The sequence below is a fragment of the Nocardioides seonyuensis genome (genome assembly GCF_004683965.1).
Taxonomy (GTDB): Bacteria; Actinomycetota; Actinomycetes; order Propionibacteriales; family Nocardioidaceae; genus Nocardioides; species Nocardioides seonyuensis.
This window is the reverse complement of the sequence record NZ_CP038436.1, coordinates 1,708,353-1,722,732: the sequence shown is the minus strand read 5'-3', so window position 1 is coordinate 1,722,732 and position 14,380 is coordinate 1,708,353. Positions and strand designations below refer to the sequence as shown.

Annotated in this window: 17 protein-coding genes; 10 read left to right on the top strand and 7 right to left on the bottom strand. The window is 71.1% G+C overall.

The window, feature by feature from the left end; genetic code table 11:
• The first annotated feature begins 20 nt into the window (after nucleotides 1–20).
• Nucleotides 21–380: a hypothetical protein gene (locus EXE58_RS08465; protein WP_135267471.1), complete on the top strand. Its 360-nt coding sequence runs from the start codon at nucleotides 21–23 to the stop codon at nucleotides 378–380.
• A complete protein-coding gene (locus EXE58_RS08460) occupies nucleotides 377–784 on the top strand; it encodes a hypothetical protein (RefSeq protein ID WP_341869543.1) in 408 nt (135 codons plus the stop codon). The genes EXE58_RS08465 and EXE58_RS08460 overlap by 4 nt, the downstream gene beginning before the upstream one ends.
• On the opposite strand, the gene EXE58_RS08455 is transcribed toward EXE58_RS08460, so the two are convergent.
• Nucleotides 778–1,818, bottom strand: a complete 1,041-nt coding sequence (locus EXE58_RS08455) for a DNA polymerase IV (RefSeq protein ID WP_208544175.1) — start codon at nucleotides 1,816–1,818, stop codon at nucleotides 778–780. The two genes, EXE58_RS08460 and EXE58_RS08455, sit on opposite strands and share 7 nt — an antisense overlap.
• A 46-nt stretch (nucleotides 1,819–1,864) precedes the next feature.
• On the opposite strand from EXE58_RS08455, the gene EXE58_RS08450 reads away from it, so the two are divergent.
• Nucleotides 1,865–2,080 carry a hypothetical protein gene (locus tag EXE58_RS08450; protein ID WP_135267469.1) on the top strand — a complete coding sequence of 72 codons (216 nt, stop codon included), beginning with the start codon at nucleotides 1,865–1,867 and terminating at the stop codon, nucleotides 2,078–2,080.
• Nucleotides 2,081–2,104: 24 nt separating this feature from the next.
• Here EXE58_RS08450 and EXE58_RS08445 read toward each other — a convergent pair whose 3' ends face one another.
• Nucleotides 2,105–3,295, bottom strand: coding sequence for a RimK family alpha-L-glutamate ligase (locus EXE58_RS08445; RefSeq protein WP_135267468.1), 1,191 nt, complete (start codon nucleotides 3,293–3,295; stop codon nucleotides 2,105–2,107).
• Between the two features lie 54 nt (nucleotides 3,296–3,349).
• Here EXE58_RS08445 and EXE58_RS08440 point away from each other — a divergent pair, with 54 nt between their 5' ends.
• From EXE58_RS08440 to EXE58_RS08430, 3 genes are all read left to right on the top strand, one after another.
• Nucleotides 3,350–4,402, top strand: coding sequence for a glucose 1-dehydrogenase (locus EXE58_RS08440; RefSeq protein WP_135267467.1), 1,053 nt, complete (start codon nucleotides 3,350–3,352; stop codon nucleotides 4,400–4,402).
• A 127-nt stretch (nucleotides 4,403–4,529) separates the two neighbouring features.
• Nucleotides 4,530–4,913: an ArsR/SmtB family transcription factor gene (locus tag EXE58_RS08435; RefSeq protein ID WP_135267466.1), complete on the top strand. Its 384-nt coding sequence runs from the start codon at nucleotides 4,530–4,532 to the stop codon at nucleotides 4,911–4,913.
• A gap of 5 nt (nucleotides 4,914–4,918) precedes the next feature.
• On the top strand, nucleotides 4,919–5,407 hold the full coding sequence (locus tag EXE58_RS08430) for an SRPBCC family protein (protein ID WP_135267465.1): 489 nt from the start codon (nucleotides 4,919–4,921) through the stop codon (nucleotides 5,405–5,407).
• Here EXE58_RS08430 and EXE58_RS08425 read toward each other — a convergent pair whose 3' ends face one another.
• The gene (locus tag EXE58_RS08425; protein WP_135267464.1) at nucleotides 5,408–6,418 is read right to left on the bottom strand and encodes an aldo/keto reductase family protein; all 1,011 of its coding nucleotides are present in this window, start codon (nucleotides 6,416–6,418) and stop codon (nucleotides 5,408–5,410) included.
• Between the two features lie 40 nt (nucleotides 6,419–6,458).
• Between EXE58_RS08425 and EXE58_RS08420 the strand changes: the two genes are divergently transcribed.
• Nucleotides 6,459–6,956: an ATP-dependent zinc protease family protein gene (locus EXE58_RS08420; RefSeq protein WP_135267463.1), complete on the top strand. Its 498-nt coding sequence runs from the start codon at nucleotides 6,459–6,461 to the stop codon at nucleotides 6,954–6,956.
• Nucleotides 6,956–7,903, top strand: a complete 948-nt coding sequence (locus tag EXE58_RS08415; protein WP_135267462.1) for a succinylglutamate desuccinylase/aspartoacylase family protein — start codon at nucleotides 6,956–6,958, stop codon at nucleotides 7,901–7,903. The genes EXE58_RS08420 and EXE58_RS08415 overlap by 1 nt, the downstream gene beginning before the upstream one ends.
• A gap of 29 nt (nucleotides 7,904–7,932) precedes the next feature.
• On the opposite strand, the gene EXE58_RS08410 is transcribed toward EXE58_RS08415, so the two are convergent.
• Nucleotides 7,933–10,710 carry an ABC transporter permease gene (locus EXE58_RS08410; RefSeq protein ID WP_135267461.1) on the bottom strand — a complete coding sequence of 926 codons (2,778 nt, stop codon included), beginning with the start codon at nucleotides 10,708–10,710 and terminating at the stop codon, nucleotides 7,933–7,935.
• Nucleotides 10,711–10,714: 4 nt separating this feature from the next.
• Complete coding sequence (locus EXE58_RS08405; RefSeq protein ID WP_135267460.1) at nucleotides 10,715–11,503, bottom strand: ABC transporter ATP-binding protein; 789 nt, start codon at nucleotides 11,501–11,503, stop codon at nucleotides 10,715–10,717.
• Between the two features lie 91 nt (nucleotides 11,504–11,594).
• Here EXE58_RS08405 and EXE58_RS08400 point away from each other — a divergent pair, with 91 nt between their 5' ends.
• A complete protein-coding gene (locus EXE58_RS08400; RefSeq protein ID WP_244242494.1) occupies nucleotides 11,595–12,194 on the top strand; it encodes a LysE/ArgO family amino acid transporter in 600 nt (199 codons plus the stop codon).
• On the opposite strand, the gene EXE58_RS08395 is transcribed toward EXE58_RS08400, so the two are convergent.
• Nucleotides 12,114–12,356: a hypothetical protein gene (locus EXE58_RS08395; protein WP_135267459.1), complete on the bottom strand. Its 243-nt coding sequence runs from the start codon at nucleotides 12,354–12,356 to the stop codon at nucleotides 12,114–12,116. The two genes, EXE58_RS08400 and EXE58_RS08395, sit on opposite strands and share 81 nt — an antisense overlap.
• A 29-nt stretch (nucleotides 12,357–12,385) precedes the next feature.
• Here EXE58_RS08395 and EXE58_RS08390 point away from each other — a divergent pair, with 29 nt between their 5' ends.
• Nucleotides 12,386–13,051 (top strand): hypothetical protein, encoded by a 666-nt coding sequence (locus tag EXE58_RS08390; RefSeq protein ID WP_135267458.1) that lies wholly within the window; start codon nucleotides 12,386–12,388, stop codon nucleotides 13,049–13,051.
• Here the strand turns inward: EXE58_RS08390 and EXE58_RS08385 are convergent.
• Entirely contained in the window at nucleotides 13,020–14,318 is a 1,299-nt protein-coding gene (locus EXE58_RS08385) for an SGNH/GDSL hydrolase family protein (protein ID WP_135267457.1), read from the bottom strand. The two genes, EXE58_RS08390 and EXE58_RS08385, sit on opposite strands and share 32 nt — an antisense overlap.
• Between the last annotated feature and the right edge of the window lie 62 nt (nucleotides 14,319–14,380).

Genomic DNA, 14,380 nt, shown 5'->3' with positions numbered 1-14,380 from the left:
CTCTGCGAGAATCGGCGCTCGTGGACGGACCGCTGCCCCTCGTGCTCATCGCCGGCTCGCTCGTGTTCGCACTGGTGGTGCTGGTCTACGTCGCCCTGGACCGCACCCCCGACTGGGGCCTGCTGGGCCTGGCCGGGCTGGTCGAGGCCGGGGTGCTCGTGATGCTGGTGGTCGCCGCGGTCCAGGTCGGCGGCGCCGACCTCTCGGGTCCCGACGCGATCACACTGTTCGGCTACCTCGTCGCGGCGCTCGCGATCTTGCCGCTCGGCTTCGCCTGGTCGCTGGTCGAGCGCAGCCGCGGCGCGACTGCGGTGCTGGCGGTCGCGGGGCTGACCGAGGCGTTCATGATCGTCCGGGCGCTGCAGATCTGGCAGTCGTGAGCTCGACCAGCAGCGGCGCCGGCCGCCTCCTCGTCGCGGTCTACGGCGTCTTCGCCCTCGCTGCCACGGCGCGCTCCCTCGTCCAGCTCGGCACACGGGCCGGCGAGGCACCCCTGGCCTACGGCCTCTCCGCCATCGCCGGTCTCGTCTACGTCGCCGCCACCCTCGGCCTGGCCGAGGTGGGGCCCGACCCGCGCCGCCTGGCATGGGCGGCGGTCGGCTTCGAGCTGGTCGGCGTGCTGACCGTCGGCACGCTGACGGTCCTCGACCCGGACCTCTTCCCCGACCAGACCGTCTGGTCGGAGTACGGCGCCGGCTACGGCTGGCTGCCCCTGGTGCTGCCGTTCGCCGGCATCGCGTGGCTCTGGCACACCCGCCCGACCGGAGCAGGGACCGCTCAGTAGCCGCCCTCCGGCGGCACCATCTCCCCGCGCACGCCCAGCAGGCGGATCGGCCGGTCGTCGTCCAGGCCACGCAGCAGGTCGAGCGCGGTCGCGGCGACGACCGAGGCGTCGTACGTCGGCTCGGTCAGCTTGCGGATCCGGGTGAAGGTGAAGAACGGCGCGAACCTCACCTTGAGGTGGACGCGCTGGCAGGCCCGGCCCTCCCGGCGCAGGTCGGCGACCACGGCAGCGGCCAGGTCGTGGACCGCCGCCTCGACCTCGGCGACGTCGACGAGGTCGGTCTGGAAGGTCCGCTCGTGGCCGTGAGCGCGCGCCACCCACGGGGTGTCGTCGACCGTCGAGCGCCCGCCGCCTCGGCCCAGGCGGCCGTAGTGCGGCCCCATCGACGGACCGAACCCGCCCACCAGGACGTCCTCCGGGGCTGACGCCAGCTGCGCCACCGTCTCGATGCCGACCGCGGAGAGCCGCGCCGCGATGCGCTTCCCGACACCCCACAACGCCGTCGTGGGGCGGTCGCCCATCACCTCGAGCCAGTTGTCGCGCGTGAGCATGAAGGTGCCCTGCGGCTTGCCGAAGTCGGTGGCGATCTTGGCGCGCACGAGCGTGTCGCCGACGCCCACCGAGCAGTGCAGGTCGGTGGCGGCGAGCACCTCGGCGCGCAGCGCGTGGGCCGTCGCCACCGGGTCGTCGGTCTCGACGCCGACGAACGCCTCGTCCCAGCCGAGCACCTCCACCACCGCACCGGGATGGGCTCGGAGCGTGGCCATCACACGCTCGGAGGCGGCTTCGTAGACCGGGAAGTCGACCGGCAGGAACACCGCGTCCGGACACCGCTTGAGGGCGGTTCGCAGCGGCATGCCGGAGCGCACGCCGAACTCCCGCGCCTCGTACGACGCCGTGCTCACCACCCCGCGCTCGGTCGGGTCGCCGCGACCGCCCACCACGACGGGCATCCCACGCAGCTCCGGCCGGCGCAGGAGCTCGACCGCAGCCAGGAACTGGTCCATGTCGACGTGGAGCACCCAGGCGGTCATGCGTCCATCATGGGTTGAACGCAGCGTCACGGGGTACAGGACGGGCATGGGACGACTCATCAGCCTGCTGCTCGTGATCTGGCTCGTCATCGGAGCCTTCGCCGCCTACCAGCGCGACTACTTCTCCGACGCGAAGACCAACTGCTCCGAGACCAGCGACGCGGTGCTCACCGTCGTCGCCGGCCCGCTCAACTACATGGGCGTCAACCCCAAGGTCGACTGCAAGGACGTCGACGTCGACGTGCCGGAGCCCTCGAAGTAACCGAGCCGTCGCAGGAGGCGCGCCTCACGACCCGTCGATCGGGTTCTTGGGCAGCCGCTTGACCTTGCGGCTGCGCCCGCGGCGCGACGGGATCATCGAGCGCATCTCCTCCAGCTTGCCGAAGCACAGCAGCCGGTCCTCCGGCTCGAGCACGTGGCTGGCGCGGGGGTTAGGGATCACCGTGATCCCCCGGTGGAGCGTGAGGACGCTGATGTCCTTCTCGCGGAGCCCTGACTCACCCAGCGTCTTGCCGACCAGGTCGGCGTCGCCGTGGACGACGATCTCGGCCACGCCGTAGCCCGTGGAGACGCTGAGCCGCTGTCGTACGTCGATCTCCGGGAAGGCCACCTGGTTGTCGATGTAGTCGATGATCGCGCCGGCCACGTCGAGCTTGGTCGCCGTCTCGACACCCTGGAGGCCCGGGGAGGAGTTCACCTCCATCACCTGAGGACCCCTCCGGCCCTCGAGCATGTCGACGCCTGCGACCCGCAGGCCCATGATCTGCGCCGACCGGACCGCGACCCGCTCGAACTCCGGGTCGAGGTCGACGGGCTCCACGGACCCACCGCGGTGGACGTTGGAGCGGAACTCGTCGCCCTGGGCGACCCGCCGCATCGCCGCCACGACCCGGTCGCCGACGACGAGTGCGCGGATGTCACGGCCCTTGCTCTCCTTGACGAAGCGCTGGATCAGCACGTTCTGGCGGGTGCTCTGCAACGTCTCGATGATCGCCTCGGCGACCTTGATCGTCGGCGCGAGGATGACGCCGATGCCCTGGGTGCCCTCGAGCAGCTTGATGACGACGGGCGCCCCACCGACGCGCTCGATCGCCGGGATCACGTCCGCGCGGTCGCGGACGAACGTCGTCGGCGGCATCGGGATCTCGTGGCGCGAGAGGATCTGGGTGGCGCGCAGCTTGTCGCGCGCGCTGGTGATGCCGTAGGCCGTGTTGGGCGTGTAGACGTCCATCTGCTCGAACTGCCGCACGACGGCGGTGCCGAAGTAGGTGATGGAGTTGCCGATGCGCGGGAGCACGGCGTCGTACGTCGACAGCTGCTTGCCACGGAAGAGCAGGTCGGGCTCCTCGCCGGAGAGGTCGATGCCGAAGCGCAGCGTGTTGAGGACCTTGACGTCGTGGCCACGCTGGACGGCGGCGTGGCGCAGTCGCTGGGTGCTGTAGGAGTGCGGGGCCCGGGACAAGATCGCCAGCTTCACGGCGTCACGGTAACCCGGTGGCTCCCTGACGACCGATCGGGTACGTCGGTGGGTGTGCGAGCACTCACCGTGAAGCCCCTGGAGCCCGGAACCGTCCGCGTCGAGGAGCTGCCCGACCCGAGTCCCGGCGACGGCGAGCTGCTGGTGCGCGGCGTCGCCGTGGGCGTGTGCGGCACCGACAAGGAGATCGTCCGTGGCGAGTACGGCTGGGCGCCCCCCTCGAGCGAACGGCTGGTCCTGGGCCACGAGTCCCTCGGACGCGTCGAGCGGGCTCCCGAGGGGAGCGGCTTCAGTGTGGGCGACCTCGTGGCGGGTGTCGTACGACGACCGGACCCCGAGCCCTGCGGGGCGTGCGCGCACGACGAGTGGGACATGTGCCGCAACGGCAGGTACACCGAGCGAGGCATCAAGGAGCTGCACGGCTACGCGAGCGAGCTGTGGACCGTCCCGACCGGCTTCGCCGTGAGGGTCGAGTCCCGACTGGGCCTGGCCGGGGTGCTCACCGAGCCGGCCAGCGTGGTCGCCAAGGCGTGGGAGCAGGTCGACCGGGTGGGTGCGCGCGCGTGGTTCGAGCCGGAGACGGTCCTCGTCACCGGCGCCGGGCCGATCGGCCTGCTGGCCGCGATGATCGGGGTGCAGCGCGGGCTCGACGTGCACGTGCTCGACCTGGTGACCGACGGCCCCAAGCCCGACCTGGTGCGTGACCTCGGGGCGACCTACCACTCGAGCAGCATCGAGGAGATCGCCCGGACGCACCGCCCGGACGTCGTGGTGGAGGCGACGGGGGTCGCCAGCCTGGTGTTCGCCGCGATGGCCGAGACGGCGCCGTACGGCATCGTCTGCCTCACCGGGGTCTCGAGCGGAGGGCGGCACATCCACGTCGACGCCGGCAGCCTCAACCGCGACATCGTGCTCGAGAACGACGCGGTCGTCGGCTCGGTCAACGCGAACCTCCGGCACTACGAGCAGGGCGCTCAGGCGCTCGCCGCCGCCGAGGGCGACTGGCTGGCGCGGCTGGTGACCACGCAGGTCCCGCTCGACGACGCACCTGAGGTCTTCGACCGGGACGGCGGTGACGACGTGAAGGTGGTCATCACCCTCGACTGACTGCCCCCACAACCCCCGATAGTCCGTATCAAGAAGCTCCTCCCCCACGCCTCAGGAGAAGCTTTTTAATACGGAGTATCGGGAGAAGGCTTGACAACGTACAACTGATTGGTTGTACGTTAGTCCCATGAGCGAGCGCGACCGGCACCAGGCCGACGCCCAGGAGGACCGGGCCGACGCCATGTTCCACGCGCTGGCCGACCGCACGCGGCGCGACATCCTGCGCCGGGTGCTGGCCGGGGAGCACTCGGTCTCGACGCTCGCGTCGTCGTACGACATGAGCTTCGCGGCCGTGCAGAAGCACGTCGCCGTGCTCGAGAGGGCAGGCCTCGTCACCAAGCGACGCCAGGGCCGTGAGGCGCTGGCCAGCGGCGACGTCGAGGCCGTCCGCTCGGTGGGCTCGATGCTCACCGAGATCGAGGCCGTCTGGCGCGGCCGCATCGCCCGGATCGACGAGCTCATCGCCGAGCCGGCTCCCACCACTTCAGAGACCCCGAACCGAGAGGAATGAGTGACATGCCCGTCACCGACGTCACGCACGACCTGGACAACCTGACCCTGACCATCGTGGCCGACTTCGCCGCCCCGCCGAAGCGCGTGTGGGAGGTGTACGCCGACCCGCGCCAGCTCGAGCGCGTCTGGGGCCCGCCGACCCACCCCGCAACGTTCGTCGACCACGACCTCGCCCCCGGCGGTCGGATGAACTACTTCATGACCGGCCCCGAGGGCGAGCGCTACTACGGCTACTGGGAGGTCGAGGACGTGGAGGAGCCCGGCCGCTTCACGTTCGTCGACGGGTTCGCCCTCGACGAGCAGTTCACCAAGAACACCAAGCTCCCGGAGGGGCAGAGCACCTTCTCGTTCGCCGAGCACGACGGCGGCACGCGAGCGACCTACACCAGCACCTACGCGTCGGCCGAGGCCCTGCAGAAGGTGCTCGACATGGGCATGGTCGAGGGCGCCACCTCGGCGATCAACCAGATCGACGAGCTGGTCGCTGCCTGATCAGGCCACGCGGCCCTTCGGCGCGGTCTCGGCCGTCTTGCCGGGATCGCGCTCGACCACGTCGCCGAGCGCCTCGTCGATCGCTGACATCACGTCGGCGTCGAGACGCACGCCGGCAGCCTTGACGTTCTCGCCGACCTGCTCGGGGCGGGACGCACCGACGAGCGCCGCGGCGACGTTGTCGTTCTGCAGCACCCAGGCGATCGCGAGCTGGGCCATCGTCAGGCCGGCGTCGTCCGCGATCGGCTTGAGCGCCTGGACGCGGGTGAGCACGTCGTCGCGCATGAACCGCTTGATCATGTCGGCGCCGCCCTTCTCGTCGGTGGCGCGCGAGCCGGCCGGGGGCGCCTCGCCGGGGAGGTACTTGCCGGACAGCACGCCCTGCGCGATCGGGCTCCACACGATCTGGGAGACGCCGAGCTCGGCGGACGTGGGCACGACCTCGTCCTCGATGACGCGCCACAGCATGGAGTACTGGGGCTGGCTCGAGATCAGCTGGAAGCCCATCTCCTTCGACAGTCGCACGCCCTCGCGGATCTGGTCGGCCGTCCACTCCGAGACGCCGATGTAGAGCGCCTTGCCCTGGCGGACGACGTCGGCGAACGCCTGCATCGTCTCCTCCAGCGGGGTCTCGGTGTCGTAGCGGTGGGCCTGGTAGAGGTCGACGTAGTCGGTCTGCAGCCGCTGCAGCGAGCCGTTGACCGACTCCATGATGTGCTTGCGGGAGAGACCGGTGTCGTTCTTGCCGCGCGGGCCGGTCGGCCAGTAGACCTTGGTGAAGATCTCCAGCGACTCGCGCCGCTCGCCCTTGAGGGCCTCGCCGAGCACCGTCTCTGCCGCGGTGTTGGCGTAGACGTCGGCGGTGTCGAAGGTCGAGATGCCCGCGTCCAGGGCCGCCTGCACACACTTGGTGGCGGTCTCGTTCTCCACCTGTGAGCCGTGGGTGAGCCAGTTGCCGTAGGTGATCTCAGAGATCTTCAGTCCGCTGTTGCCGAGGTATCGAAACTCCATGCTTCCCAACCTAGAGGGGAGTCCCTGAGAAGATGGCGCCGTGCCGCCCACCCACGAGAGCTCGTCCCCCACGGTTGCGGGCCAGACGATCGCCGGGTGGCGTGAGTGGGTCTCCCTGCCGGACCTCGGGGTCGAGTGGGTCAAGGCCAAGCTCGACACCGGCGCGCGCTCCTCGGCGATCCACGCCTTCGACCTCACCGAGCTCGAACGGGACGGCCGGTCGTGGGTGCGGTTCTCGATCCACCCGTGGCAGCGGTCGACCGACGACATCGTCGAGGTGGAGCTGCCGGTCCACGACCGCCGGACCATCCGCTCGTCGACCGGCCACGAGCAGGAGCGCTACGTCGTCCTCATGGACGTGCGCCTGCTCGACCGCACCATCCCCGTCGAGATGACCCTGAGCCGCCGCGACGAGATGGGCTTCCGCCTGCTGATCGGCCGCGAGGCGCTGCGCCAGGGCTTCCTGGTCGACAGCTCGCGGTCCTACCTCGGCGGGCGACCCAAGCGTCGTACCCGTCGCAAGAACCGGGGCATGTGATGGCACGGGAGTCCTTCGCGATCGGCACCGTCCGCATCCGACCCGGGTCCGCGCGCGCCCTCGAGCTGCCGATCACGCGGCTGGTCACCGGCGCCGACGTCACGCTGCCGGTGCGCGTCGTGCACGGCCGCGACGACGGCCCGACCGTGTGGCTCGACGCGGCGATCCACGGTGACGAGGTCGTCGGTGTCGACGTCATCCGCCAGGTCATGGGCAGCCTCGATCCCAAGGCCTTCCGGGGCACGCTCGTGGCCGTGCCGATCGTCAACGTCCTCGGCTTCATGACCGGCGACCGCTACCTCCCCGACCGCCGCGACCTCAACCGCTCCTTCCCGGGCTCCGCGCGCGGGTCGCTCGCCGGCCGGATCGCCCACCTCTTCATGACCGAGGTCGTCGCCAAGTGCGAGGTCGGCATCGACCTGCACACCGGCTCCGACAAGCGGTCCAACCTGCCGCAGGTGCGGGCCGACCTCGACGACCCACGCACCCGCGAGCTGGCCGAGGCGTTCGGAGCGCCGGTCATGCTGCACGCCGGCATCCGCGACGGCTCCCTGCGCCACGCCGCCCGTGAGCGCGGCGCGATCGTGCTGGTCTACGAGGCGGGCGAGCCGCTGCGCTTCGACTCCTACGCCGTCGAGGCCGGCGTGATCGGCGTACGACGCGTGCTTGCGACACTGGGCATGACCGACGAGGTCTCCGAGCCTCCTGCGCGGCCGTCGCGGGAGTGCCGCTCGAGCGGGTGGGTGCGGGCGCGTCGTACGGGCATCCTGCACCTCGACGCCCGGCTGGGTCAGGAGGTCGCCGACGGCGAGCGCCTCGGCACTCTCTTCGACTCCTTCGGCAAGACGCTCAACGCGGTCTACGCCAACCGCGACGGGATCGTCGTCGGTCGCACCGAGGCGCCCTTGGTCAACTCCGGCGACGCAGTGGTGCACATCGCCAGCTGATCTGACCCATCGCGTGTCACAACCCAGCCCTACTCCGTCGCGATGGCCTCGAGCACCTTCATCCGGGAGGCTCGCACCGCCGGGATGATCGCCGCGAGGACGCCGAAGACCACCGCCACGAGCAGGAAGAGCCCGAGGCTGCCCCACGGGAGCCCGAGTGCGGTGAGGTCCTCGGACAGCGAGCGCTGCAGGAGCACCCCGATCGTCACGCCCAGCGCCAGGCCGAGCACCGCGCCCATCAGCGAGATCGTCACGGACTCCAGGGTGATCATCCGGCGCAGTCGCCGCCGCGACAGGCCGACCGCGCGCAGCAGGCCGATCTCGCGGGTGCGCTCGATGACGCTGAGGCTGAGCGTGTTGACGATGCCGATGATCGCGATCACGACCGAGAGGGCGAGCAGGCCGTAGACGATGTAGAGCAGCTGGTTGACCTGCCCCTTCAGGGTCTCGGCGAACTCCTCCTTGTCCTGGACGGCCACGATGGGCAGGTCCTCGGCGATCTTGTCGAGCTCCTTCTTGACCGCCGCCTTGTCCGCACCCGGCTCGGTGTTGATGCTGAGGGAGTAGTCGACGCGCGAGGCACCGGCCTGCTCCAGCAGCGACAGCGGGATGTTGATGCCGCCGGTGACGTTGCTGTCCTCGGCGATGCCGACGACCTCGACCTTCAGGGGGTCGACGCCGGGGATGCGCAGCTCGACCTTCGACCCGACCTCGAGCTGGAAGTCCTCGGCCGCCTGCTCGGTGACGAAGGCAGTCCGGCCGGAGATCTGCTGGGTCCCCTCGACCATGGGAAGGTCGTAGATCTCGGCGAACGCGCGGTCGACGCCGAAGATGTACTCGATGTCGTCGAAGCCCTTGACGTTGGCGCCCGAGAGCTGCTGGCGCGAGAGGCGCTCGACGCCGTCGACCTTGCTCATCCGGTCACCCAGGGTCGTGGAGAAGGGCTGGAAGACCGATGACTGCACCAGGAAGTCGGAGGTGAACTCCTCGTCGACGACGTCGTCCAGCGTGGCGCTCATCGACGCGGCGAGGACACCCACCGCCGACACCAGGGTCAGGCCGATCATCAGGGCCGAGGCCGTCGCGCCGGTACGGCGCGGGTTGCGGATCGCGTTGTCGCCGGCCAGCCGGCCCGGCGTGCCGAAGACCTTCGCGAAGACCGCCCTGCAGGCCGCGAGCACCGGACGCCCCAGGACCGCGCTGATCGCTGCCACGGTGAGCACCCAGATGACGGCGCCGACGCCGATCCAGAGCGCGTCGTTGCCGGGGGCGCCCGTCGCTCCGGCTGCGGCGAACCCGGCACCGATGACGAGGAAGATGGTGCCCACGACGGTACGACGACGCAGTCCCCGCTCCGTCATGGTGGGGTCCTCGCGCATCGCCGCCACCGGCGCCACCCGCGCCGCCCGGCGAGCCGGTAGGAACGCCGAGACCATGGTCACGACCAGCCCGATGGCGTAGGCCGCCGCGATCGTGGTGGGGCTCAGGTTGAGGACCGAGCCGTCGATCACGAGCCCGAACTCCCCGAACAGCGCCGCGAGCGCACGGGCCAGGCCGAGGCCGACGAACAGCCCGATCGTCGACCCGATGAGGGCCATCAGCGCTGCCTCGAGCAGGACGGAGCGACGCACCTGACGGCGGCTGGCGCCCAGGGCGCGCAGCAGTGCCAGCTCGCGGACGCGCTGGGCCACCAGGATCGAGAAGGTGTTGGCGATGATGAAGCCGCCCACGATCACCGCGATGACGGCGAAGACGCCCAGGAAGACGGTGATGAAGCCCAGGAGCTCGCCCACGGCGCTGTCGAGCTCCTCGACGACCGCGTCGCCGGTGACGGCCTCGAAGCCCGGGGGGAGCACCCGGCCCGCGGCCTCGGCGAGCTCCTCCTGGGTGACCCCCTCGGCGGCGGTGAGCTGGATCGTGGTGAAGCCGTTGCCTCCGCCCACGAAGAGCTGCTGCGCGCCGTGGGTGTCGAAGACGACCAGGGTCGCCCCGGCGACTCCACCGCCGGCGAAGTTCATGGTGCCGACCAGCTCGAACTCCGTCTGGAGAGTCGGCACGCCGGTCGGTTGCGAAGCGCCCTCGGAACCCTCGGGCCGCTCGGCGCCCTCGGGCACCTCAGCTCCCTCCGACACCTCCGCTCCCTCCGGCACCTCCGCACCCTCCGGCACCTCCACGCCCTCCGGCAGCTCGGCACCCTCCGGCAGCTCGGCCCCTTCAGGAACCTCCGGCGCCTCGCCTCCGTCGCCGGAGCGCTCGCGCTGGTCGGGCCGCAGCGACGCCGGCAGGATCGCCTGGACGGTGTCCCCGACCTCGTAGCCGGCGCGCTCGGCGCTCGCGACGTCGAGGACGATCTCCTTGTCCTCGGTCGGCCAGCGACCGTCCTCCAGCTCCAGGGGCTGCTCCCCCAGCATGTTGGGGGTGTCGGTGTAGTTGAAGGCGATCGTGGGCGCGCCCCCCAGGCCGACGAGCTTGCCGTCCGGGTCGAGGATGGTGAGCGAGACGCCCTCCACCGAACCGTCGGCCTGCGCCACCTCCGGCAGCGCCTCGAGGCGTCGGACGTGCTTGGGTCGCAGCACCCTGTCGGAGCTGGACGTGTCGCCCTGGGTGGGCTGCACGTTGCTGGAGTCGGCGACCCGCGCGACGCCGTCGGGCGTCGACCCGGTGCTGATGCCGTCGAAGGTGCTGGAGAGGCCGCCGCTGAAGGTGAGCACGCCGGCGAGGAATCCGACGCCGAGGATGATGGCCAGCGCACTCATCAGCAGGCGCATCTTGCGCGCCAGCAGGTTGCGCCAGGTCAGGCGGAACACGGCGTCAGCCCGCCTGCGTGGCGCGTGAGAGCGCGGCGTCCTGCAGCGAGCCCATCCGCTCGAGGATCGAGTCGCGGTCGGGGCTGCGCAGCTCGTCGACGATCTTGCCGTCGGCGAGGAACAGGACGCGGTCGGTGTAGGCGGCCGCCACCGGGTCGTGGGTGACCATGACGACCGTCTGGCCGAACTCGTCCACCGAGCGGCGCAGGAACGCCAGCACCTCGGCCGAGCTGGTGGAGTCGAGGTTGCCGGTGGGCTCGTCGGCGAAGACGATCGACGGGCGGCTGACGAGGGCGCGCGCGCAGGCCACGCGCTGCTGCTGGCCGCCGGACATCTCGCTCGGCCGGTGACCGAGCCGGTCGCGCAGCCCGACCGAGTCGACCACCGAGTCGAACCACTCGGGATCGGCCTTGCGGCCGGACAGGCTCAGGGGCAGCAGGATGTTCTCCTGGGCCGTCAGCGTCGGGATGAGGTTGAACGACTGGAAGACGAAGCCGATGCGCTCGCGCCGAAGGGTCGTCAGCGCCTTGTCCTTGAGGCCGCTCAGCGACGTGCCGTCGACGACGGCGTCGCCCGCGGTCGGGGTGTCGAGGGCCGCCAGGCAGTGCATGAGGGTGGACTTCCCGGACCCCGAGGGGCCCATGATCGCGGTGAACTCACCCGCCATCAGGTCGACGGTCACGCCGTCGAGGGCGCGCACCTGCGCCTCGTCCTTGCCGTAGGTCTTCACCAGGTCGTGCGCACTGGCCGCGACCTCATGGTCGACGGTTCCCCCGCCCTCGTTCCGAGTCATGACGAAAGTCTTGCAGGGTCGACCAGACGCGATCCATGGGAGATCGCCCTGGTGGACCCCTGACGGGTGTCAGGGGTCTAGGTTTCGTCGCGTGCTGCACGTCCTGGCCGGCCTGCTGACCGGGTTGTCCCTCATCATCGCCATCGGCGCGCAGAACGCCTTCGTGCTCCGGCAGGGCCTGCATCGCCGCCACGTGGGCGTGGTGGTCGCGATCTGCGCCGTCTCCGACGTGGTCCTCATCGTCGCGGGCGTGGCCGGCATCGGCACGATCGTCGAGCAGGCGGCCTGGCTCCTGGAGGTCATCCGCTGGCTCGGGGTGGCGTTCCTGACTTGGTACGGCGTCAGCTCGCTGCTGCGGGCCCGTGACCCCGAGGCGCTCCGCGCGGAGGCCGCGGCCGAGGGATCGGTGCGGGCGACGGCAGCGCGCGCCGTGGCACTCACCTGGCTCAACCCCCACGTCTACCTCGACACCGTCCTCCTGCTCGGGTCGGTCGCCAGCACCCACGGCACTCCGGGGCGTTGGTGGTTCGCGGTCGGCGCGTGCGCCGGGAGCGTCGCGTGGTTCAGCGGGCTGGGGTACGGCGCCCGGTTGCTGGCTCCGCGGCTCGCGTCACGACGTGCCTGGCAGGTCCTCGACGTGGCGATCGGCGTGGTCATGCTGGGGATCGCGCTCAAGCTCGCCGTCGGCTGAGGCGGGGCGGCCGAGCGCCTCGTCGTACCGCTGGTGCAGGCGGGTCCGGATCTCGTCGGCCGTGTAGTGCTGCCGCTTGCGCTCCTCCCGCGCGATCACGGCACCCGTCGCGGCGACGCCCGTGACCCCGGCGAGGCCGAGGAGCTTCCAGATGATGCGCATGAGGACGAGCCTAAGTGCAGAATTCATCCATGTCGTCGCAGCCGAGCTCCCCGCTGAGCATGGATGAAGCCGTCCACCTGACCCGATCCGGTGACATCTGGCTCTTCCGTGGACGGCGCGCACCCGACCGCGTCATCCGTGCCGCGACCAACGCCCCGGTCAACCACGTGGGCATGGCCGTGGTGGTCGACGACCTGCCGCCGCTGCTCTGGCACGCCGAGCTCGGCAAGCAGCAGCGCGACGTCTGGACGGGTGGCCACCACCGCGGCGCCCAGCTCCACGAGCTTGCCGAGGCGGTCGGCCGCTGGCAGTCCGACTACGACAACCAGGCGTGGTTCCGCCAGCTCCACCCCGAGGTGGGCACGGTCGAGGAGGACGGCATGCTCCACGCCATCGCACGGCTCAACGGTGTCCGCTTCCCCAGCATGCGCCGCTTGGCGGTCAAGTGGCTGCGGGGTCGCGACGGCTACGTCGCCCGACGCAAGCGAGGTGTCCACACGACCCCGGCTGCCGCGTTCTGTGCCGAGGTCGTCGCCCAGACGATGGTGCAGATGGGCGTGCTCCACGACGACCGGCGCGCCACGTGGTACGACCCCGGCAAGTTCTGGAGCGGTGACTACCTCCCGCTCCGGGACCGCTGGGAGCTGGGCAAGGAGATCGCCGTCAGTGCAGGCAGCCGGCGCGCCGGACCTTGAACATCCGGCTCGCGGTCACCTCGCCGTTGCGCACGGTGACCCGGGCCTTCACCCGGCCGTCCAGCTTGGCCATCCTGGCCGCCCGGCGCTCGACGACGAAGGGGGCAGCACGGTCGGTGCCGACCTTCTTCGGGCCGACGCGGAAGACCACGCGGTCGATCATGCCCGCGCCCCGACGCGCCTTGAACCGCACGACGCGAGCGCCCTTGGCGGTGTAGCAGGTCGACCTGGTCACGACCTTGTCGAGCGCGGCCTCGGCCTGGGCGAGCAGCGTCTCCTGCGAGACGGGCGCGGGAGCAGCGGGCGGTGCGGGCGAAGGCGCCGTGGTCGGGCTCGGCTCCGGCGACGGCAGCGGGAGCACTCCCGGCGCGATCGGGTGGATCGGGCTGGCGTCCCAGATGGGCTCGAGCACGCTGAGCACCTGGCCGGCCATCGCGGCCATGCCGGCGGTGGAGGGGTGGAGGGTGGCGCCGTCGCCGTAGGTGTTCAGCCCGCGGATCCACTGGTCGCCGGGGGCCGCGCACGCCGTGTGGTCAGCCGCACCGGGGATCTCGCGCATGTCCACGAACGGCACGCCCTGGGCGGTGGCGACCTCCTCGATCACGTCGGAGAGGGAGTCGATGACGCCCTGCAGGAAGTCGGCCTCAGCCGGGTCCAGGATCGGGAGCGTCGCGGGGCAACCGCCCGGGGGGAGGTAGGTGCCGTAGCCGACCGCGAGGACCACCGCGTCGGGTGCCCGGGTCTTCACCGCTTCGATGCCGGCGGTGAGGCTGGCGCGTGTCGCCTCGACCCGGGCCGCCACCGAGCCGTCGGGGTCGGCGCACACGGCGCCCACGCAGCTGAGGGCCAGGTCGATGAGGCCGACGTCGTTGCCGCCCATCATCCCGAACGTCACGAGCGTGGTGTCCGCGGTGACGGCGTCGAGCTGCGGCGGGTTGGCGCCCTGGGCGTTCGAGAAGTGGGTGGTCCTCGCGCCCGAGCAGCTCGCGTCGATGAACGACTGCACGTCGAGCTCGGTCGCGACGAGGGTCGGGAAGTTGTGGTCGCTGCGCGCGCACGCCTTGGGGCTGGGCTCGGGGCGCGGGTTGAGGATGCCGGGTCCGGCGACGAAGGAGTCGCCGAGGGCGACGTACCGCTCGCCCTCGGGTCCGTTGTCCCAGATCGGGACGTGTCCCGAGTCGGCCGCCTGGCCGGCGGGGATGGGGGCGAGCAACGACAGGCAGAGGGTGGCAGCGGCCGCACCGGCCGCGCTCAGGGTTCGACGCATCCGCGGACGCTAACAGCGACGCGACGGTGGCGTACCGCTTTTCCGTGTGACTGCACTCGTGT